Source organism: Allobosea sp. 05T422_2 (assembly GCF_056396265.1).
The window spans coordinates 1-20938 of record NZ_JBFTLD010000002.1 but is presented as its reverse complement, the minus strand read 5'-3'; the positions used below and the strand labels follow the sequence as shown (position 1 = coordinate 20938).

Annotated in this window: 18 protein-coding genes; 8 read left to right on the top strand and 10 right to left on the bottom strand. The window is 65.1% G+C overall.

Annotated features, from left to right (window positions below; translation table 11 throughout):
- Positions 1–2 precede the first annotated feature (2 nt).
- Both AC1DJT_RS00655 and AC1DJT_RS00650 read right to left on the bottom strand, forming a co-directional pair.
- Positions 3–533, bottom strand: coding sequence for an isochorismatase family protein (locus AC1DJT_RS00655; RefSeq protein WP_441507483.1), 531 nt, complete (start codon positions 531–533; stop codon positions 3–5).
- On the bottom strand, positions 530–1168 hold the full coding sequence (locus AC1DJT_RS00650) for a TetR/AcrR family transcriptional regulator (RefSeq protein WP_441507482.1): 639 nt from the start codon (positions 1166–1168) through the stop codon (positions 530–532). The genes AC1DJT_RS00655 and AC1DJT_RS00650 overlap by 4 nt, the downstream gene beginning before the upstream one ends.
- Before the next feature lie 93 nt (positions 1169–1261).
- Here AC1DJT_RS00650 and AC1DJT_RS00645 point away from each other — a divergent pair, with 93 nt between their 5' ends.
- Together AC1DJT_RS00645 and AC1DJT_RS00640 are read left to right on the top strand one after the other, a co-directional pair.
- A complete protein-coding gene (locus tag AC1DJT_RS00645; RefSeq protein WP_476833332.1) occupies positions 1262–2800 on the top strand; it encodes a 4-hydroxyphenylacetate 3-hydroxylase family protein in 1539 nt (512 codons plus the stop codon).
- Between the two features lie 83 nt (positions 2801–2883).
- On the top strand, positions 2884–4536 hold the full coding sequence (locus AC1DJT_RS00640) for an acyl-CoA dehydrogenase family protein (RefSeq protein ID WP_476833331.1): 1653 nt from the start codon (positions 2884–2886) through the stop codon (positions 4534–4536).
- Positions 4537–4685: 149 nt separating this feature from the next.
- On the opposite strand, the gene AC1DJT_RS00635 is transcribed toward AC1DJT_RS00640, so the two are convergent.
- Positions 4686–5417, bottom strand: a complete 732-nt coding sequence (locus tag AC1DJT_RS00635) for a DUF899 domain-containing protein (RefSeq protein WP_476833330.1) — start codon at positions 5415–5417, stop codon at positions 4686–4688.
- A gap of 62 nt (positions 5418–5479) precedes the next feature.
- Here AC1DJT_RS00635 and AC1DJT_RS00630 point away from each other — a divergent pair, with 62 nt between their 5' ends.
- Together AC1DJT_RS00630 and AC1DJT_RS00625 are read left to right on the top strand one after the other, a co-directional pair.
- Positions 5480–5950, top strand: coding sequence for a MarR family winged helix-turn-helix transcriptional regulator (locus tag AC1DJT_RS00630; protein ID WP_441490381.1), 471 nt, complete (start codon positions 5480–5482; stop codon positions 5948–5950).
- A 65-nt stretch (positions 5951–6015) separates the two neighbouring features.
- Positions 6016–6423 (top strand): VOC family protein, encoded by a 408-nt coding sequence (locus AC1DJT_RS00625; protein ID WP_441490382.1) that lies wholly within the window; start codon positions 6016–6018, stop codon positions 6421–6423.
- Positions 6424–6979: 556 nt separating this feature from the next.
- On the opposite strand, the gene AC1DJT_RS00620 is transcribed toward AC1DJT_RS00625, so the two are convergent.
- The 3 genes from AC1DJT_RS00620 to AC1DJT_RS00610 form a co-directional block, all read right to left on the bottom strand.
- Positions 6980–7453 (bottom strand): cysteine hydrolase family protein, encoded by a 474-nt coding sequence (locus AC1DJT_RS00620; protein ID WP_476833329.1) that lies wholly within the window; start codon positions 7451–7453, stop codon positions 6980–6982.
- A gap of 188 nt (positions 7454–7641) precedes the next feature.
- Positions 7642–10407: an autotransporter outer membrane beta-barrel domain-containing protein gene (locus AC1DJT_RS00615; protein WP_476833328.1), complete on the bottom strand. Its 2766-nt coding sequence runs from the start codon at positions 10405–10407 to the stop codon at positions 7642–7644.
- Positions 10408–11415: 1008 nt separating this feature from the next.
- Complete coding sequence (locus AC1DJT_RS00610) at positions 11416–12846, bottom strand: aldehyde dehydrogenase family protein (protein ID WP_441490385.1); 1431 nt, start codon at positions 12844–12846, stop codon at positions 11416–11418.
- Positions 12847–13420: 574 nt separating this feature from the next.
- On the opposite strand from AC1DJT_RS00610, the gene AC1DJT_RS00605 reads away from it, so the two are divergent.
- Positions 13421–14911, top strand: a complete 1491-nt coding sequence (locus tag AC1DJT_RS00605; RefSeq protein ID WP_441490386.1) for an MDR family MFS transporter — start codon at positions 13421–13423, stop codon at positions 14909–14911.
- A gap of 144 nt (positions 14912–15055) precedes the next feature.
- Positions 15056–15619: a DUF1269 domain-containing protein gene (locus AC1DJT_RS00600; RefSeq protein WP_476833327.1), complete on the top strand. Its 564-nt coding sequence runs from the start codon at positions 15056–15058 to the stop codon at positions 15617–15619.
- 115 nt (positions 15620–15734) lie between these two features.
- Here AC1DJT_RS00600 and dapD read toward each other — a convergent pair whose 3' ends face one another.
- The gene (dapD, locus tag AC1DJT_RS00595; protein WP_043242272.1) at positions 15735–16577 is read right to left on the bottom strand and encodes a 2,3,4,5-tetrahydropyridine-2,6-dicarboxylate N-succinyltransferase; all 843 of its coding nucleotides are present in this window, start codon (positions 16575–16577) and stop codon (positions 15735–15737) included.
- A gap of 218 nt (positions 16578–16795) precedes the next feature.
- Between dapD and AC1DJT_RS00590 the strand changes: the two genes are divergently transcribed.
- Positions 16796–17152, top strand: coding sequence for a hypothetical protein (locus AC1DJT_RS00590; protein WP_441507478.1), 357 nt, complete (start codon positions 16796–16798; stop codon positions 17150–17152).
- Between the two features lie 112 nt (positions 17153–17264).
- Complete coding sequence (locus tag AC1DJT_RS00585; RefSeq protein ID WP_476833326.1) at positions 17265–18599, top strand: 8-oxoguanine deaminase; 1335 nt, start codon at positions 17265–17267, stop codon at positions 18597–18599.
- 192 nt (positions 18600–18791) lie between these two features.
- Here the strand turns inward: AC1DJT_RS00585 and tam are convergent, their stop codons facing one another.
- The 3 genes from tam to AC1DJT_RS00570 all read right to left on the bottom strand — a co-directional run.
- Positions 18792–19562, bottom strand: coding sequence for a trans-aconitate 2-methyltransferase (gene tam, locus AC1DJT_RS00580; RefSeq protein ID WP_476833325.1), 771 nt, complete (start codon positions 19560–19562; stop codon positions 18792–18794).
- 111 nt (positions 19563–19673) lie between these two features.
- Positions 19674–20567 carry a dTDP-4-dehydrorhamnose reductase gene (gene rfbD / locus AC1DJT_RS00575; RefSeq protein WP_441507475.1) on the bottom strand — a complete coding sequence of 298 codons (894 nt, stop codon included), beginning with the start codon at positions 20565–20567 and terminating at the stop codon, positions 19674–19676.
- Positions 20564–20938: GDP-mannose 4,6-dehydratase (locus AC1DJT_RS00570; RefSeq protein ID WP_476833324.1), on the bottom strand; the 375-nt coding region annotated here is incomplete at its 5' end. The genes rfbD and AC1DJT_RS00570, both read right to left, overlap by 4 nt.

Genomic DNA, 20938 nt, shown 5'->3' with positions numbered 1-20938 from the left:
CCTCATTTGATCAGCTTGGACACGGCGCGGAATTGCGGGTGTTCCGCCGTCCGCAGCCATTCGAACAGGACCATCTCGGTCGTGACCATCTCGGCGCCATGAGCGGACATGCGCCGGATCGCAGCCTCCTTGTTCTCCGCAGCGCGTGAGCCGATCGCGTCCTGCACCACGAGGACGCGGCGCCATTGCGTCAGCAGCCCAAGAACCGTCTGGCCGACACAAACATGCGCCTCGCAACCGCAGACAATCAGCTCTTCGTCCTCTTCCAGCGCGCCGAGAAAGGCCGGTTCGGCACAGGCATCGAAGCTCATCTTGGTCACCACCGGACCGGCGCCCGACAGTTCCGGCACCGTGCTGCCGAGCCCGGCCGGGTTCTGCTCGGTCATCACCACGGGAACATCGAGCAGGGCCGCCGCCTCGACGAGCCGTCGTGCATTCGCGACCATGCGCGGCCCGTCATGGATCACGGGCATCAGGCGCGCCTGAAAATCGATGATGACGAGGCGGGCGCGCTCGACCTTCAGCAGTGTCATGGACGCTCTCCCTTCATCAGCAATTGTCCGATCTGGACATCGACATAGCGTTCCATCAGGGCGCGCGCCTGCGCCCCGAACATCCTCAGCCGCTGCGTATGGGCGAGCAACAGCACGCCCGAAGCATGGGCGAAGGCATCGGCCATGGCCAGCCGTGCCGTCTCCTGATCGCGGCCCATCTGTTCGACCGCGTGCCTGATTGGCGAGAGCCCCGCCTCCAGGGCCTCGTTCAGGGCCTTGTCCCGCTCGCGGCCGAGCCCATGGGGGCGCATGCCGCCACGGAACAGGTAGAAGCCGAGATCGAGATCCCTGGGATGAGCCGCATAGAAATCGAAGAAGGCGAGCGCTGCCAGGCGGAAGCGGGCTTCCGGCGTAGCAGCCCCTTCGACCGCCTTGTCGACATGGTCGCGCAGTGCCGACAGCGACTGGCCAAGGACCTCGGCATAGAGCGCCTCCTTGGAATCGAAATGGAAGTAGAGCGCCGCCGGCGTGTAGCCGGCCTCAGCCGCGATGCCGCGCAGCGAGGCGCCATCCAACCCATCGCGCTCGAAGATCGTGCGTGCGGCGTCGAGGATCAGCCCGCGCCTGAGTTCCGTGACCGCCCGCTTGCGGCGACCTCGCATCGTCTCGGCCACTGCCACCTCAGCATCGCTCCAGATTTGAGTTGACGAAAATTCTAACGGCGTTCAATTTTACGGGCAACACTCAAATATCAAGAGGACACGCCCATGCTGATGGATGCTGCGGGCTACCGCGAGTCGCTGCGCGCCTATCATCCGCGGGTTTTCGTCAACGGCCAGCGTGTCGAGAGCGTGGCTGACGAGCCCTTGCTCGCTCCGGGCATCAACGCGGTCGGGATCACCTACGACCTCGCCCATCAGGAGGCCCATCTCCCGGTGATGACGGCGCGGCAGACAAGCTCCGGCAAGACCGTCAACCGCATGCTGCACATCAACGAAAGCTCCGGCGACCTGCTCGCCAAGCTCGAGGCGGTTCGGCTGGTCTGCAATATCTCGGGCTGCGCCCAGCGCTATCTCAGCCATGATGCGCTGAATGCGCTCTGGCAGGCGACAGCGCTCACCGACGCCCGTCACGGCACCGATTATGCGCAACGCTTCCGCGCCTATCTGCACGAGGTTCAGGACAAGGACCTGACGCTCGGCGTCGCCATGACCGACGCCAAGGGTGACCGTTCGAAGCGACCGGGCGCACAGGCGAACCCGGATTCCTATGTTCACATCAAGGAGCGGCGGAAGGACGGCATCGTCATTCGCGGCACCAAGGCCATCGTCACCGGCGCGCCCTATATGCACGAATTCCTGGTGATGCCCTGCCGAACCCACGTGCCGGGCGACGAGGATTTCGCGGTCTGCTGCGCCGTGCCCTGCGATGCCGCGGGCGTCACCATCGTAGCGCGACCTGCCGGACGCCCCGGAGATCGAGCCGCGAAATTCTCGTCGCAATACGGCCAGTCGACCGGCGTCGTGATGTTCGACGATGTCTTCGTGCCATGGGACCGCGTCTTCCTTGCCGGCGAGACCGAGGAAGGCGGCTTCCTGACCACGAGCTACGCGACGCATCACCGCCATTCCTGCATCGGCGCCAGAGCCGGGTTCGGCGATCTCCTGATCGGCGCCGGCGCACTGATGATCGAGGCCAACGGGCTCGATACCGAGCGCCACGGCCATGTCCGCGAACAGATGGTCGAGTTGATCAAGATCACCGAAGGATTTTTCGCCTGCGGTGTCGCGGCCTCCGTCTACTGCCAGAAAGATCCAGCAGGCTCGGTGATGCCTGACAGCGTCTTCTCCAATATCGGCAAGCTGCTGTTGGCCACGCAGATCTACGACATGCACCGCATCGMCCATTACGTATCGGGCGGGTTGATCGTGGCGCTGCCAGGCCCGGATGAGGACCATAATCCCGAGACCGCTGCCTCGTTGTCTGCCGTGCTCGCGGGCCGCCCCGATATCCCGCACGCGCAGCGCGCCGAGGTCGCGCGCTTCATCGAGGATCTCACCGTCTCGAAGGAGGCCGGCTGGTATTCGGTGATCTCGCTGCATGGCGGCGGCTCGCCGGAAGCGATGAAGCGCGAGATCTGGCGCAACTACCCGGTGGCGGAGAAGGTCGAACTGGTCGAGAGCCTGCTCGGACGGGGCGTCCTCGCCGATGGCGGCAGGGTCTCGAAGCAGCCTGGGCGCTGTTGTGTCGCCGGTTGCGAGGTGCCGGAAATGCCGGGCGGGGCCCCGCGCGAAGCGGCTGAATAGCGCAACCCGTCAGCCTCTGATCCCCTTCATTCCCCGTCCCGGGACGGGATAGCCGGCGCGCCGGACCTGACCAGAGGACCAACATGACCGTGCACGCCCTTGCCTCGACCGATCAGGTGCTGAACCAGGCGCGCCCAGCCACGGGCTGGAACGCCTTCTCCGACGACGCGGTGCTGCAGGGCGTCGTCACGCGCCAGGCTCCCTGGGTTGCAGGCAGAGCGATGGCGCTCGGCGCCCATGCCGGCGATGAGACGGTGCAGGATCTGGCGCGTCTCGCCAACAGGTTTACGCCGGAACTCAGGACGCATGATCGCTTCGGCAACCGCATCGACTGGGTCGAATTTCATCCAGCCTGGCACGAATTGATGGCGCTCGCCTTCCGGCACGAGGTGCCCTCGCTGGCCTGGACGACGACGGAGCCGAACGGCCATGTCGCGCGTGGCGTCCTCTCCTATGTCTGGAACCAGATCGAACATGGGGTCGGCTGCCCGACCGGCATGACCTATGCCGCCTGGCCGGGCCTGGCCCAGCCTGAGTTCTCGCTCTGGCGCGAGAAGATCACCTCTGGCCAGTATGACAAGCGCCCACTCCCGGTCTCACAGAAGACAGGGGCGAGCATCGGCTATGCGATGACCGAGAAGCAGGGCGGATCGGACCTCCGGCAGACCMAGACGACCGCGCGCTATCTGGAGGATACGCCGGAGGGGCGCGTCTATCTGATCACCGGACACAAATGGTTCTTCTCGGTCCCGCAATCGGACGGGTTCTTCACACTCGCGCGCAGCGAGAGCGGCGTCTCCTGCTTCTTCGCCCCCGGCTTCCTGCCGGATGGCAGCCGCAACCGGCTGCAGATCCAGCGGCTGAAGGACAAGGCGGGGAACCGCTCGAACGCCTCGTCGGAGGTCGAATTCCGCGAGTGCCTGGGCTGGCTGGTCGGCGAAGAGGGGCACGGCATCCGCGAGATCCTCGGCCACGCCCATCTGACCCGGCTGGATTTCGCCATCGGCTCGGCGGGGCTGATGCGGCAGGCGCTGACCCTGGCGCTCAACCACACACAATCGCGCAGGGGCTTTGGCTCCTCGCTGGCCGAACAGCCGATGATGACCAATATTCTTGCCGATCTCGCAATCGACTCCGAAGCCTCGACCCTGATGGCCTTCCGCGTCGCCGCCGCAACGGACGCGATGGAGAGCAGCGAGCAGGAGCGGCATGTCGCACGGGTTTCGACACCGCTGGCGAAATTCTGGAACTGCAAGCGCGCGGCCGCCTTCGTCGTCGAGGCGCTGGAATGCCATGGCGGCAACGGCTTCATCGAGGAGAACCCGATGGCACGGCTCTATCGCGAGGCGCCGCTGAACGCGATCTGGGAAGGCACCTCGAACATGATGTGCATGGACGTCCTGCGCTCGTTCAACCGCGATCCACATACGAAGGAGGCCTTCATGGCCGAGCTCGGCTCCGCTCGGGGCGTCAACCGTGCGCTCGACCGCTGGCTCGACAGGCTCGACGACGAGGTGGCCAAACCGCGCAATGACGACGGCCATGGCCGCCGGCTCGCCAACCTGATGGCCTATGCGCTGCAGGCCTCGGAGCTGAAGAAGCACGCGGACGAGGCGGTGTTCGAGACCTTCTGCCGCTCCAGGCTCGATGCCGACTGGGGTTATGTCTTCGGCACGCTCGATCCATCGCCGGAACTGGCCGGCATCGTGAAGCGCGCGAGCGTGGCGCGGGGGTGAGCCATTCTGGCCTCGCCGCCGGACGGGGCGGTGAAGAGAGCCCCGGGGGCCGTGCCCGAACCTGGATGGTTCAAGGCTGGCATGGACCCCGGTCCTGCGCTTCTCATCGGCCGGGTGACGCCCGGGTTCCGGGCGCACCAGGCCTTCAATCACGCGCAGCAGGCTGCGGCCATCGGCACCGTCTCGTACTCGTCGTGGCGCTTGACGAAACTCATGGTCGAGTCCTCATTGCGGCCCTTGGGGGCGCGGTCGAGGATCATCAGTGTGCCGATCAGCTCCTCCGGGCCCCGCGCATAGCTCGAATAGGTATGAAACACCTCGCCGGCTTCGTTGCGGATGAATGAGCTCAGTCCGGGCAGTTCGTCATGCGCATTGCCCACCGGCGTATCGGTGAAATTGTAGCGGACGCTCTCCCCCTTGAGCTGCTCGGGCGTGAACGAGACGTGGTAGTCGAAATTGAAGTCGCTGCCATGGGACGAGACCCAGGGGAAGCGCCAGCCCATGCGACGCTTATAGGCCTCGATCTTCTGCAGCGGCGCGCGCGAAACTGCGACCAATGTCACGTCGTGATTGTTCAGATGCGCCAGCGTGCCGTCGAGATGATCAGCCAGGAAGGAACAACCGGGGCAACCTGCCTCCCATTCCGGCCCGAACATGAAATGATAGATCATCAGCTGGCTGCGCCCGTCGAACAGCTCCGCCAGCCGCCGCCTCCCTGTCAGGGTGTCGAAGACATAGTTCTTCTCGACCMGGACCCAGGGCAAGGCGCTTCGCTCGGCATTCACCGCGTCGCGCAGACGCGTCTCTTCCTTCTCGYGGGCGAGCAGAACCTTGCGCGCGGCAAGCCAGTCCTCGCGTGAAACAACCGGGTGTTGCTGCATGGCCTTCCTCCTTCAGAAACGCCCCTCTTGACAAGATAAGTTGATATCAACATAAAAACTTCATGTCAAAGCCCATCCCCCTTTCCGCCGAGAACCGACTGCCCTTCGAGACCACATTGCATGTGCGGGACCATTGCCTGTGCCTGCATGTGCAGCGGGCAGCCAGGGCACTTGCGCGGCGCTTTGACGAGGCTTTGCGACCGTTTGAGCTGACGAACCAGCAATTCTCGCTGCTGATGTCGCTCAATCGCCCGCAACCACCGAGCCTCGGCCCGGTGGCAAACCTCCTTGCCATGGACCGCACCACCCTGACGGCGGCGCTCAAGCCGCTCGAGCGGCGCGGTCTCGTTTCGGTCGACAGCGATCCGGATGATCGGCGCAGCCGGCTGCTGACATTGCAGCCAGCCGGGCATGCATTGCTCCTCCTCGCCGTCCCGACCTGGGAGCGCATCCACCGCGAGGTCGACGCGCTCTTGCCCGGGACGGATCCTGACCGTTTCCGGCACGATCTCAGGGCACTGTCCCAGCCCTGACTGCTACCGCCTATGGCGGCGGCCGTTTCCCAACCCACACCACCAAAAACAAGCAAGGAACGACCATGCCCCAGATGATCTTCGTCAACCTGCCGGTGAAGGACCTGCAGAAGTCCATGGCCTTCTTCAAGGCGCTCGGTTTCAACTTCAACCCGCAATTCACCGATGACACCGCCGCCTGCATGGTGATCAGTGACACCATCTTCGCAATGCTGCTGACGCACGAGAAATTCGCAGGCTTTGCACCGCAGCCGATTGCCGACGCGACCAAGGTCACCGAGGTCCTGACCTGCCTGTCGCGCGAAAGCCGCGCCGATGTCGACACGATGGTCAATGCYGCGGTCGCCGCCGGCGGCAAGACCTATGCGAAACCGCAGGACCACGGCTTCATGTATGGCCACGGCTTCCAGGATCTCGACGGCCATGTCTGGGAGGTGATGTGGATGGATCCCGCGGCCGTGCAGCAAGGCTGAGCAGGCCGCCTGAAAAAAGGGCAGCGATACTGCCCTTTTCCTCTTGCAGTCGCGAGAGTGCCGCCCTATCTCCTGTGCACCGCAGCAGAGATGCTGTGGCGCCCTCCTTGGGCGTTTCCTCCCTAGACTTCGGGCTGCGCCTTTGGCGTGGCCCTTTTTTCTTGGGTGATGGCCGCCCAGCGCCCCCAGTCGGGACGACGCTGAGCCCAGCGCGACACACGTCATGCCGCCAGGCTCGCCGGCCTCGAGATGCCGACCGCTCCATGCGCGATCGAAGAGGAGGCGCCGCTATCTCCCCATCACGGCGCCTCCTCCCGCGGGCCGAGGCCTCGCCCGGGTATTCCCGGTACGAGTAACGACGCGCGCAGGGAGCATTCACTGCTTCGACCTGCACTCGAGGCCAGGCGATCGGTATCGCGTCAGATCACTCACGCGACGCGTCCTGAAAGCGAAACACCGAGCACACTCCGCATAGGGAGGCGGGCCGATCTGTTCGATGACGCGGGCATTAATGCTTCGTCATGCTACATCGAGCCGGATCGGAGCCAAGGCCGCGCTAACCCGCCAGAAGCTCATCAGGGCTCAGGATCACCGCACCGAAATGGTGGCGCCAGAGCCGGACACCCAATTCGCCGGAACGATCCAAGGAGGAGCCGACGGTCAACCAACTCAGGAGCGCCGGACTGAGCCCGGCATCAAAGAGGGCAAAGCCGGCGGCGAGGACGCAGGTGTCGGCCTGCAGGCCGCAGACCAGCACACGCTCCAGCTGCATGCMTTGGAGATGGTCGATCATCGCGGCCGGCGGCAGATAGCCGTGCTTGACGAAGACGCGATCGGCGGGAACCAGGCTCTCGTCCGACAGGCCGGGTTTCCAGCCCAACTGACGCTCGAAAGGCGTCACCGCCTCGTCATGCCTCTCGACCGTCGCGACTGAGGGCATACCGGCTACGACAGCCGCAATACCCTGGATCAGCCATTCCGGCGGCGAAAAGCTGGCTTGCACGTCCACGATCAGCAGGGCCTGGCGCATGCTGCGTTTAAGCGCGGGCAGCCTTCGGCTGCAACTCCGATGGCTGTCATTCGACCGAGCTCATGCACGCGGCCGGAATGCCCGCGCCTTAGCATCGGCCCGAAAAGTGGATTGGGATTTTTCGGGGAAGCCGATGCAAAGACAAAGGGTTAGATCATCGGACTGGATACGATATCCGGTCCGATGATCTAGAAGCTGACCCTGACCTGGGCCTGGCCGCCGAGGCGGTTGGTGGAGCCGGAGAGTTCGCCGTCGAGCCGGGCGCCGAGCGTGACGGAGGGGCTGAGCCTGAGGTCGAGCCCGGCGGCGAGCAGCGCGCTGTTGCGGGCGGGCCTGGCCCCCTCGACCGCGAAGCCTGAGCCGGTCAGGCCGGCAATCGAGGCGGAGAGACCGGCGTCACGCTGGTAGTAATGCGCCCAGCTCGCCCGGAGATAGCCGGCGACTGGCAACCCGTTCAGGCTATTGGCATAATCGAGCTGCAGGCCAAGCTCGCTGCGCGAGGTGATGTCGTTGCGCCGGGCGAGCGCCAGCGCGCCGGCATTGGCCCCGGCCCAGTTCGCCTCGATCAGGCCCGGGCTGCGGGCCTGGATCGCCTGCAGCGCCGCCAGCGGCGAGAGCGTCAGGCCGTTCCATGACAGCACCGCGGCGCTCGCCTGCAGCCGGCCGCTCCAGGCGGTGGTGGCATAGGACGAGGACAATGCGCTGCCGAGCACCGGGATACTGCGCTTGATCTCGTTCTCGAGCCGGCCATAGCCGAAGGCAGCGGCAAGATTGACCGGCCCGAGCCGGGTCGTGCCGTAGAGGCCGGCCTGGAAGACATCGGCCTCGGCCTTGCCGAGACCGCCGGCGAGCGAGGACCGGGCGCTGCCGCCGGAGACCGCAAAGCCCGCAACCGTGCCGGGCATGATCCGAAAATCGGCGCCGACGGCGAGATGGGCATCGTCGAGATCGCTCTTGGCCGAGCCGACCCTGGTCGATCCGTCGGTGCGGCCGACCGAGCCGAAGGCTGCGCCCCAGACGGTGTATGGCGGCGGATCGAGGAAAGCCGGCGCGGTCGGTGCGTCGGCGCCCTTGCGGACGAGGCCGGAGAAGGAGGCTTCGCCGGGAGCAGCCCCCGCGCTGCCGCGGCCCGCCGMGAAGGGATCGAGCATCGCACGCAGGAACTGGTCGGCGGCCGAGACCGCCATTGCCGGCGCTGCGGTATGCGCCTCGCCCGAAAGCTGGTTCACCGCCCCGGGGATTGCTGCGGCCGGCAGGTTGTAGATGCCGAACAGCGCCGACGGATCGGCTCCGCCCGCCACCGCCCGATCGAGGCCTGCGGCAACCGAAAAGGCGTTCAAGAGCGATGCGACGAAGCCGGCCAGCGGCTTTGGCGCAAGGGTCAGCATCACGTCGTTTGCGGTATAGGCCAGGCTGGTGGCGATGCCGGCTCCGAAGGGGCCGGTCGAATCGAGCGTGCCGAAGCGCGTCCCGCCGAGCCCGCCTTGCGCCGAGAGCAGCGTATAGCGCGTCGTGAAGGAATAGGGGCCGCCAAGTGCCACCAACCTGAGCGTCCCTGCGAGGCTCGCGGTGCCCGTGACATTGACCCGGTCTGCGACCGCGCCCTGGATCTCGGCCTCATAGACCGAGCCCGCGCCCATTGTCAGGGTGCCGTTGACCGTCAGCGTTCCCGGCGAATTGCCCGGCGCCAGCGTGCCGTTCACCACCGTCGAGGGCAACTGACCGGACCCGCCGAGCCGCGCACCCGCCGCAACGGTCAGCCCCGAAGAGGCCGCTAGCGATCCGTTCACGATCAACGAACCGCCGTTCACCGTCGTCGTCCCACGGAAGGTGTTTATGCCGCTCAGGGTCGTGGTCCCGCTTTCATGCAGGATCGCTCCAGTGCCGGTAATCGTTGCGCCAACCGTATAATTCGAAGCGGTATGGTTGAACACGAGCCGCCCGGAGCCGCGTCCGAGGCGGATTTCCGCCACCTCGATGAAGCCGGGAGCGCGGGCGACTGCTCCTGCCGCTGCACCGATATTGACGGTCCCGGTCGAGCCGGCACTGTTGGCGATGACAAGCATGCCGCGGCCGTCATCGATACGCACGGTGCCGCCATTGTCGATCGTTGCTTCGGCGACGCCGAGATTCCCGACCATCAGGTAGGTGGTGCCGAGCCACTGGGAATTCGCGCCCGTCACTCTCAAATCGCCGCGAGAGCCAGCTTGCCAGGCGAGGATGCCCTGGTTCGTCTGGACAACAGCTCCGTTCGAGACGAGGCCACTGCCCTGGCCGCTCATGCCAAAGACCGAATAGCCCCCGACCTTCAGCTTTGTGCCGGCGCCATCGATGGTGAGCGAACCCCGGCCGGACGCAAACTCGCCGAAATTCGTATTGACCGTTACCGCAGCCGAACTGCCATTGGAGATAACGATATCGCCGCGTCCCGCGTAGCCACCCATCAACGTGCCGCGGATATTCCAGGTARCGCCGCTGACGGTGACCGCGCCCACACCCGTCGCGTTGTAGCCGGCGGTGATCGCACGGTCATCGGCCTTGGCGCCGGCGAGAACCTGATAGGTGCCTTGCCCGGATTCGCCGACGATATGRCCGTTGCCATTATACCAGGTGGTCCCTGCTCCCGAGAGCGTGATCGTTCCGGCAGAGCCGGCGAAGGAGCCGGTCGTCACGAAAGCCGCAAAATTTGCCGCCGCACCGCCCGAAGCGGCGAAGCTGCCCTGGCCCCTGTAGCCGGCATAGAGGTAGTCGCCGGACCAGGCCCCGCCGATCAGGTTGGCCGATCCCACCTCTCCGGCGAGGTTTGCGACGGTCGTTGCGGCCGCGGTGAGCGAGCCGCCGGGCGACACCGTCAGCGATGATGTCATGCCGATCGCGCCAATGTGCAGCAGGTTTGCGGACGCCCCGGCAGCAGTAATGGACGGCGCAATCAGCGAGCCAGAGCCGATGGTCACTGTCGTAGCGCCAGTTGGAACGGCCCCCAGCGACCAGTTCGACGCTGTATGCCAGTCGGGAGAAGCGCCTTGCCATGCTGTTTGAGCCAGTGACGGCGTCACGCCAAGCGCAAACCAACTCACCGTCGACAAGGCCGCCAGCCCCGTGATGGCACGAGGATAACTTCGTAGCGGCCGCATGCGCCCCCCTGGGTCTTCAACGCCCAATAGCAAATGCATTCCGCAAGGGAATTCATAAAATTGTCAAGAAATTAGTAACCTATTTCATTCGGGAATTTGAACAGCCATTCACATCACATGGCCGCATCGAGTCGAAAGCGTCCGGCGCCCGGAATATTTCGAATCCTGATAAATAATCGACACGCACAATTACGGCACGTTCTCCGACGAAAATATATCAACCGCGAATTGTGATGTTATTTCGCACTCTCGGTGATCTTATAGCGCAGATAAACCTGCATACGGCGCATAAATTTACCACTGAAGCGTCGCCATGATCGCCATGCTCGGGAGTGGCGGGGTCTGACCGACTTCCTGGAAAGCGCTCAGCGGCGGCACCTTTACTAACCAGCCCACCCTAAGCAGATCTTCGAGAACCTCTCCCAAAGCGCAGCACGCCGCTCCCGACTGGTTGGCCCTGGGTCAAGACCGCAGAGCATATGCCAACGAGCGCTTCACTGCCCGGCTGCTTGCGGAGGCGCGTCGATTGCGCGCCATCTCAGGATCATTGGTGCACGGCCTCAACAGCGGGAGCGGAATGCGCCTTCCATGCCGCGCAGAGACGAGAAAGGGCGTGCGCAGTGATGCACACGCCCCTTTTGGCAAACAGGGGCTMGCCGGGGCAACTCTCACAGAGGCTTGGACGCCGAAGCCGCCCCTGTACGACCAGATGCAAGCCGAGACCCGCGTCGTCCGACTGCCGGGATCGAGACACGATCTCGATCCGCATCCACCATCTTGGCTTCACCGCATCCCCTCAACCGGAAGGGATGCGGCAAGCCGCCCGGATCAGGCCGTGGCGTAGCCGACCGTGCCCTTGATCTCGAGGAATTCCTCGAGGCCGAAATCGGCATATTCACGGCCATTGCCCGATTGCTTGTAGCCACCGAAGGGGGCGCCAGCATCCCAGGCCGGGTAGTTGATGTAGACATTGCCGCTGCGCATCTGCGCCGCGACCTTGCGGGCACGTTCCAGCGAACCGGACTGGACATAGGACGCAAGCCCGTAAGGCGTGTCATTGGCGCGGGTGACGACCTCCTCTTCCGTCCGATAGGGCAGAATCGAGAGCACCGGCCCAAAGATCTCTTCGCGCGCGATCGTCATGTCGTCCGTGACATTGGCGAACACGGTCGGGCGGACGAAATAGCCGCGATTGAGCCCCTCGGGGCGACCCGGACCGCCGGTGACGAGATCGGCGCCATCCTTGATGCCGGCCTCGATCAGTGCCTGGATCTTGTTGTACTGCGTCTCGCTGACGACCGGCCCGAGCCAGGTGCCTTCCGCCGAAGCAGCGCCGACCTTGAGCGGCTCGGCCGTTGCCTTGGCGATTGCGACCGCCTTGTCATGCAGCTCCGCCGGCACGAACATCCGGGTCGGCGCGTTGCAAGACTGGCCGCTGTTGCGCATCACGCTCTCGACGCCGAGCTTCACCGCATAGCTCAGATCGGCATCGTCGAGGATGATGTTCGCCGACTTGCCGCCGAGTTCCTGATGCACGCGCTTGACGGTGTCGGCTGCCGCCTTGGCGACCAGAATGCCGGCGCGGGTCGAGCCGGTGAACGAGACCATATCGACCTGCGGATGGCGCGAAATCGCCTCGCCGACCGTCGGGCCATCGCCATTGACGAGATTGAACACGCCCTTCGGCACGCCCGCCTCGTGCATGACCTCCGCGAAGATGATCGCGTTCATCGGGGCGATCTCGCTTGGCTTCAGCACCATGGTGCAGCCCGCCGCGAGAGCCGGCGCGACCTTGCACATGATCTGGTTCAGCGGCCAGTTCCAGGGCGTGATCATGCCGACGACGCCGATCGGCTCCTTGGCGATCAGCGTCGTGCCGCGCAGCTCCTCGAACTCGAAGCTCTCGAGCGTCTCGATCATCTTGGCGAGATGCGCGGTGCCCATTCCGGCCTGTGCACGATGCGCCAGATCCTTCGGCGCACCCATCTCCTGCGACAGCGCGTCCGCGATATCGGCATAGCGCGCCTTGTAGGCCTCGAGCAGGCGGCGCATCAGGGCGAGGCGTTCCGCCTTCGACGTCGCGGCAAAGGCCGGGAAGGCGGCGCGTGCAGCAGCGACCGCCTTGTCGACGTCGGCCTCGGTGCCGAGCGCGATGGTGGCAAAGGCCTCCTCGGTCGAGGGGTCGATGACCTCGAGGGTCTTGTTGCCCATCGGCTGGACCCATTGGCCATCGATGTAGAATTGCAGGGCATGCGACATGGTGCGGTCTCCGGCGGCTGGGCTTTGGGGGGAGTAATGCTCGTCCCTGAACAGGCGATGTCCGGGGAACGGCAGCGAGGCGGCCGCAGCCCCTGAAGCTGGCGACCGTGATTGGCGGCGAACCCGGCCAGCGCGCATCGCCCTCGCGAGCGGCTCGTCCAGCTCCACCTGACGGAATGTTTGGCGCTATGGCAGCATGGATATTACGATAGGCGGGCGTCACGCGCTTGTCACCGTCACCGGCCGGGCCTGGCTGGAATGACCGTCATGCACGCCAGGCGGCCGGAGCTTGCGGCCGATTGGCAGGGGCAATCCGCTTCTGCTGCGCGACCGCTCAGCGTCGCCTCCCGGCTTGACCTTCATCACCGTGTGAACAGCGCCGTTGCGGTCAACGTCCCAGGCCAGCCGCAGGTCATGCCCACCTCATTGCCTATTCTCTATGCGCAATCGGCACGACACAAATCCGTGACCGCCCTGGTTCACAGCCCTGCCTTGCGCGCGCGCCGCTGGCGCATGGACCAATGGAATCCTACAGTTCGCCATTCCCCAAACACAGGGCAGGCGTTGCAGATCGATGGACAAGCGTGTCGAGACCGATGAGCAGAAGCCGGCTCTGTCGGAAGCGGATATCCGCTCCATCATCATTGGCATCATGCTCGCCATGTTCCTGGCCGCGCTGGACCAGACTATTGTCGCCACCGCCATGCCGACGATCGGGCGCGAGCTCGGCGACGTTACGCATCTGCCCTGGGTCGTGACCTCCTATCTGCTGGCTTCGACCGCGGTGACGCCGCTCTACGGCAAGGTCGCCGACATCCATGGGCGGCGGGTAACGCTGCTCGCCGGCATCGTGATCTTCATCGTCGGCTCGGTTGCCTGCGCACTGGCATCGTCCCTCTGGCTGTTGGTGGTGGCGCGCTTCGTCCAGGGGCTCGGTGGCGGCGGGCTGATCTCGATGGCGCAGACCATCATCGGCGACATGGTGCCGCCGAAGGAGCGCGGCAAATATCAGGTCTATATCGCCAGCGTCTTCTTCTCCTCCTCGCTGCTCGGACCGGTGCTCGGCGGGGTGATCTCCGAGGCGCTGCATTGGTCGGTGATCTTCTGGATCAACCTGCCGCTCGGGCTCTTCGCCTACCTGATGACCGACAAGGCGCTGAAGCGCCTGCCGCGGCATGAGCGACCGCACAAACTCGATTTCCTCGGCGCCGGGCTGATGACGAGCGCAACGGTGACGCTGCTGCTCGCGCTCTCCTGGGGTGGCGTGCATTATCCATGGGCCTCGGCGCCGATCCTCGGGCTGGTCGGCCTGTCGGCACTGCTCTGGATCGCATTCGCCATGCGTCTCAAGACCGCAGAGGAGCCGCTGATCCCGCTCGCGATCCTGGCCAATCCGGTGGTGCGGATGGGCACGATCGCCGCCGGCTTCGGCATGGGCACCTTCATCGGGCTCACCATCTATCTGCCGCTCTATTTCGAGACGGTCGCCGGGCTCTCGGCCGCCAATTCCGGCATGGGATTGATCCCGCTGACCTGCGGCACCGTCATCGGCGCGACCGCATCGGGACGGGCAATGACCCTCCTCAAGCACTACAAGCGCGTACCGGTTGCAGGACTTTGCATCGCCCTGATCGGTACCGCATTGCTGATCGCCTTCGCCGGCCGGATGTCGCTCATCCCCTTCGGTATCGTGCTGGCGGTAATCAGCCTCGGCTTCGGCACCTTGCTGCCGGTCGCCACCGTCTCGATCCAGAATGCCGTCCAGCCGCACCAGCTCGGCACGACGACGGCGACGGCGAACTTCTTTCGCCAGATCGGCGGGGCGCTGATCGTCGCCGTATTCGGAGCGATCGTCCTCGGCGGCATCGGGGCAGGCTCGGGTGTTACGGCCGAGACCCTACGGAGCGGAACGGCGGACCGCGCCACCATGATCATGCTGTTCCAATATGTCTTCGCAGCGACGTTCGCGGGCTTTGCACTGGCCCTGTTCTTCCTGTTCAGGATGAAGGAAATGCCGCTGCGCGGCCGCGCCATCGAGGCTGCGAAGGAAATCGCAGGCGAATAGGGCGGGACAAGCATCCTCGTCCGCGTTTGACGAGCATCAAACCGGCGGGGTTGCCGGCAGGCTAAACCGGAGCGCAATCTCGCATTGCCGCAACTCTGTCACAGCCGCGCGGCAGGTTGAGTTTGCCCGCCAAAGGAGAGCCCCATGTCCGATCTCGTCGTCATCGTATACCCGACCGAGGCCAAGGCCGAGGAGATGCGCCAGAAAGTCATCTCCCTGCAGAAGGAATACCTGATCGAGCTCGGCGACGCGGCGATCGCGGTCATGCATGAGGGCGGCAAGATCAAACTGAACCAGCTCATGAACACCACCGCGCTCGGGGCGGTCTCGGGCAGCTTCTGGGGCCTGCTGATCGGCGCGATCTTCCTGATGCCGGTGTTCGGCGCTGCAATCGGCGCGGCGTCCGGCGCACTCGGTGGTGCGTTGACCGATTACGGTGTCAATGACGGTTTCATGAAGGAACTCTCGACCAGCCTGCAGCCGGGCAACGCCGCGCTCTTCCTGCTGATCCGCAAGATGACCGGCGACAAGGTGCTGGAAGCGATCAAGGGCACGGGTGGCGTGGTGCTGAAGACATCGCTCGACCACACCCGCGAACAAGCCCTGCGCGACGCGATCTCGGCTTCACCTGKGGCGGTCGAACATCCTTCGACGCCCGGCGCGACAGCAACCCCGACGGCCGGCGAAGCACCCTCGCCCGTGGGCTGAAGCACACCCTTGAGGCGACGTCATCCCGGGCAGCCAGAGCGAGGCCCGGGATCCATTCGTTACCGCTGACGAGGACCCCGGCTGCGCTATGCCTCTGCCGGGGTCTCAGCGCGTATCAGTCCCGCAGCAGCTCRTTGATTCCGGTCTTGGCGCGGGTCTGGGCATCGACCGTCTTGACGATCACGGCGCAGTAGAGCGAGGGGCCCGGCGTTCCATCATTCAGCGGCTTGCCGGGAAGCGACCCGGACACCACCACCGAATAGGGCGGCACCTTGCCGATATGGACCTGACCGGTGGCGCGATCGATGATCTTGGTCGAGGCCGAGATGAAGACGCCCATCGAGATCACCGAACCCTCGCCCACGATCACGCCCTCGACCACCTCGGAGCGGGCACCGACGAAGCAGTTGTCCTCGATGATGGTCGGGTTGGCCTGAAGCGGCTCAAGCACACCGCCGATGCCGACGCCGCCAGACAGGTGCACGTTCTTGCCGATCTGCGCGCAGGAGCCGACGGTCGCCCAGGTGTCGACCATGGTGCCTGAATCGACATAGGCGCCGATATTCACATATGACGGCATCAGCACGACGTTCGGCGCGATGAAGGCGCCGCGGCGCACGGCGGCCGGCGGCACGACGCGGAAACCGGCGGCGCGGAAGCGATTCTCGCCCCAGCCCTCGAATTTCGAGGGAACCTTGTCCCAGAACACCCCCTCGCCCGGGCCCCCTGCGATGATCTTGTTGTCGTTGAGACGGAAGGAGAGCAGCACGGCCTTCTTGAGCCACTGATGCGTCACCCATTCGCCGCCCAGTTTTTCGGCAACGCGGGCCTGGCCGGAATCGATCATCTCGATGGCCTGCTCGACGGCATCGCGCACCGCCCCTTTGGTGCTGACGCCGATCTCTGCCCGGTTTTCCCAGGCGGCATCGATGGTGGCGGCGAGATCGGTCAGGCTCATCGTCGGTCTCCGTTCAGAATGCGCCGGAGCGATGGCGGATCAAGACAGCGGCGTCAAGGAGAAGCGCGGCGCGCCGCCKACTTCTCGTCCGCACGTGCCGACGCCGGCCGCCTGGCATTGACTGTACCAAGGCATCATGAATCCGACGCCGCAGGAACGCCCCAATTGCCCCCCCAAGGTCATCGACCTGGGCAGGGAATCTCGGAATCATGAATGCGATGAAGCCTTCTCTTTCAAGACGAGCTGCGACCGCGATCGCCTTGTCGGCCACGATCATGGGCGCAGCTCCCAAGGCCGCGGCGCAGGCCCAACGCGACGTCGATTGGACCACGCAGAAATGCGTTCGGTACAAGGAGGCCTATGGTGCGGCCATCGCCAAGCGGGGAAAGACAGGACTGAGCGACGAATTCCTCGCCCGGCACGATGCCTTCCTTGCGACCAACTGCACGGCGCAGGCAGACGTCTGCCCACGCAGCGGAAAGGAGCTTGAGCTGGCTAATATCCTTGTTCTGATGTCCCTCAACGGAGGACTCTCGAGCACATTCCTGCCCTTCGCCTGTCGAAAGCCGACATAGGCCGTCTGCGCCCGCCCCCTTGATGTGCCGGAAGACGTTCGGTCTATTCCTCGCCTCTGCCGCCTTCCACTACTGAAGAGCGACGTCCACGCCTCGTTCGCAAGGAGCGGCCATGCGCCTCTGGATCAGGAACCCGCTCGGCATCGTCGCCGCGGACGCCGGCGGCGGCGTGGTGGTCGAGCATGGCGCCATCGTCGAACTGCTGGCCGCCGGCAGCGCTCCGGCACAGCCGGTCGACGAGACATTCGATGCCTCCGATCATGTCGTGCTGCCCGGGCTGATCAACACGCATCACCATTTCTACCAGACGCTGACACGCGCCCATCCGGCCGCGATCGACCGTGAGCTCTTTCCCTGGTTGAAGGCGCTCTACCCGCTCTGGGCCCGGCTGACGCCCGACGATCTCAGGCTCGCAGTGCGGGTCGCACTCACCGAATTGCTGCTCTCCGGCTGTACCACAGCGGCAGATCACCATTATCTCTTCCCCAAAGGGCTGGAGAGCGCGGTCGATATCGCGGTCGACGAGGCGCGCGCGCTCGGCATCCGCATGACTGTCTCGCGCGGCTCGATGAATCTGTCGCAGAAGGATGGTGGGCTGCCGCCGGATGCTGTGGTGCAGGACGAGGAGACGATCCTGGCCGACAGTGAGCGCGTGCTCTCGCTGTTCCATGATCCAAAGCCAGGCAGCATGATCCAGATCGCGCTGGCGCCCTGCTCTCCCTTCTCGGTGACGCCTKCGCTGATGGCGAAATCGGCTGAACTCGCCGCGCGCTTCGATGCTCCGCTGCACACCCATCTCGCCGAGACGCAGGATGAGGAGGCCTATTGCCTCCAGGTCTACGGCAAGCGCCCGCTCGACCTTCTGGAGGATGCCGGCTGGATGCGGCCGAAGACCTGGCTGGCGCATGGCATCCATTTCTCCTGCGAGGAATGCGAGCGGCTGGGCCGGGCCGGCGTCGGCATCTGCCATTGCCCGACCTCGAACGGCGTGCTCGCCTCCGGTTTCTGCCGGACACGCGAACTCGAGGCCGCCGGCTCGCCGCTCGGCCTCGGCGTCGACGGCTCAGCCTCCAATGACGGCTCGAACCTGATGGAAGAGCTGCGCCACGCCCTGCTGATCAACCGGTTGCACTACAAGAGTGCCAGCGCCGTGACTGCGCGCGACGTGATCCGCTGGGCGACGGAAGGCTCGGCACGATGCCTCGGGCGCTCCGATATCGGGCGGATCGCGCCCGGCATGCAGGCGGATCTGGCACTGTACCGGCTCGACGAGCTGCGCTTCTMCGGCGCGCATGATCCCGTCGMAGCGCTGGTGCTGTGCGGCGCGAACCGGGCCGATCGTGTCATGGTCGCGGGGCGTTGGCGGGTTGTCGACGGTGCCGTGCCCGGACTGGACATCGCCGCGCTGCGGCGGATGCACAGCGCAGTTGCGATGCGCTACGCGTAAGGGGCCGTTCGCGCCTCAGAGCATTCTGCGAAATATGGCAACGGTTTTCGCATAGAGCATGCTCTAAACCATTAGAATCGATCACGTTTTCTGCATTTGGACACTTTTATCCAAATGCAGAAAACGTGATCTAACCATCTGTGAGTGCATCGGCTTGCCCGAAAACCGCAATCCACTTTTCGGGCCGATGCTTTAGCGTGTCGCGACGATGAACAGCCGCGGGAAGGGCAGCAGCACGGTGCCATCCGGCATCGCGGGGTAAGCCTGCGCAATGAGACCCTGATAGCGTGCGAGGAAGGCTTCGCGCTCGGCCTCGTCGAGCAGATCGAGCAGCGGACGCAAGGCGGCGCCCTTGAACCACTCGACCACCGCCGAAGCCCCGCCCGCGAGTGGATGATGATAGGTCGTGCGCCAGATATCGAGCCTTGTCGTGCCGCCGCGCAGCGCCCGATAATACCAGTCAGCGCCATGGCGCGCCGCGCGCGTCTGCAGCGCTGGGGCGAGCTTGCCGGCCCAGGTCCCGTCAGCGGCAACCTCACGCATCAGCACATGGGCCGGTTCGTCGAGATTATCCGGCATCTGCACGGCGAGCGTGCCGCCCGGCGCAAGCTTGGCCATGAGTGATGGCATCAGGACTTCGTGATCGGGCAGCCATTGCAGCACGGCGTTCGACAGGATCACGTCATAGGKGGCGGCCGGCTGCCATGAGGCGATATCGGCAACCTCGAACGGGATCGCCGGCAGGCGCCTGCGGGCGGCCGCGATCATGTCGGAAGAGCTATCCATCCCGCTGATCGCGGCGTCGGGGAAACGCGCCAGCAGAAGCTCGGTCGAGTTGCCGGGACCGCAACCGATATCGACCGCGCTTGCCACGGCGTCCGTCGGGACCTGGGCAAGCAGATCGCGAACCGGGCGGGTCCGCTCATCCTCGAATTTCGTGTACTGCCGTGCCGACCAGGTCATAACGATTTCCATATCCTCATGAGCAGGAAGGCCCGCGATCAGAGCAGTTTTGCCAGATACCGCCCGTAGCTCGATTTGCCCGTCAGCTTCGCCAGTTCAGCCAGCTGCCCTTCATGGTACCCTCTGCGCCATCAACGTGGCCACGACCTCCCGCATGCGTTCCTGCCACGGCTTTGCGCGATAGCCAAAGATCGCGGCGAACCGGGCGGAATCAAGCACCGAATTGGCAGGACGGCGCGCCGGTGTCGGGAATTCCGCAGTCGTGATCGCGTCCACGATCGGGCTCCGCCCGGTGAAACGGGCCTGCTCGGCAATGATGGCGCTGGCGAAGCCATGCCAGGTCGTCTCGCCCTGCCCGGCAACATGGTAGGTGCCCCAGGGCTCGGCGCCGGCCATCAGCGCAGCGCGGACGGCGAGGATCGCCTCGGCAAGGTCGCGTGTCGCGGTTGGAGAACCGCGTTGGTCGGCGACAACGCGCAGGACATCGCGTTCTGCGGCAAGCCGCAGCATGGTCTTCAGGAAGTTTGCGCCATGGACGCCGTAGACCCAGGCGGTGCGCAGGATGACATGGTGCGGCTGCAGGGCCCGGATGCAGACCTCTCCTTCGCTCTTGCTCGCACCATAGGCACCGAGCGGCGCGACGGGGTCGCTCTCGACATAAGGCCCGGGTTTGCTGCCGTCGAAGACGTAGTCCGTCGAAACATGGAGGAGCGGAATGCGGGCTTCGGCCGTCGCCTCGGCAAGAATGGCGGGCCCTTCCGCATTGGCGGAGAAGGCGGCGACCGTCTCGCTCTCGGCCCGGTCCACCGCCGTAAAGGCCGCAGCATTGACCACGAGGCCGGGGCGATGGGTCTTCAAGGCCCTTGCCACAGCCGCACGGTCCGTGATGTCGCCGTCAGCCCGCGCCAGCCCGACGAGCGGAACGCCACGCTCATGCGCCAGCGCCGTCAACTCGCGGCCAAGCTGACCGCCGGCGCCAAAAAGCAGGATCGGCGCTTCATTCACGAGAGGCCGAGCCTCTCGCCGCGATAAAGCCCGTTGCGGATGCGGCCCCACCAATCCGGATTGGCGAGATACCAGCGAACGGTCTTCTCCAGCCCGCTCTCAAAGCTCTCCTGCGGGCTCCAGCTGAGCTCGCGGGCGATCTTTGAAGCGTCGATCGCATAGCGACGGTCATGGCCGGGCCGGTCGGCGACAAACCGGATCAGGGTGTCGCGCGGGCCGATAGCGGTGTCGGGGGCGAGGCTGTCGACCAGGCCGCAGATCGCGCGCACCACATCGAGATTGGTGCGCTCAGCATTGCCGCCGACATTATAGCTCTCGCCGGGGCGTCCGGTTACCGCGATCAGGCAAAGCGCGCGTGCATGATCCTCGAC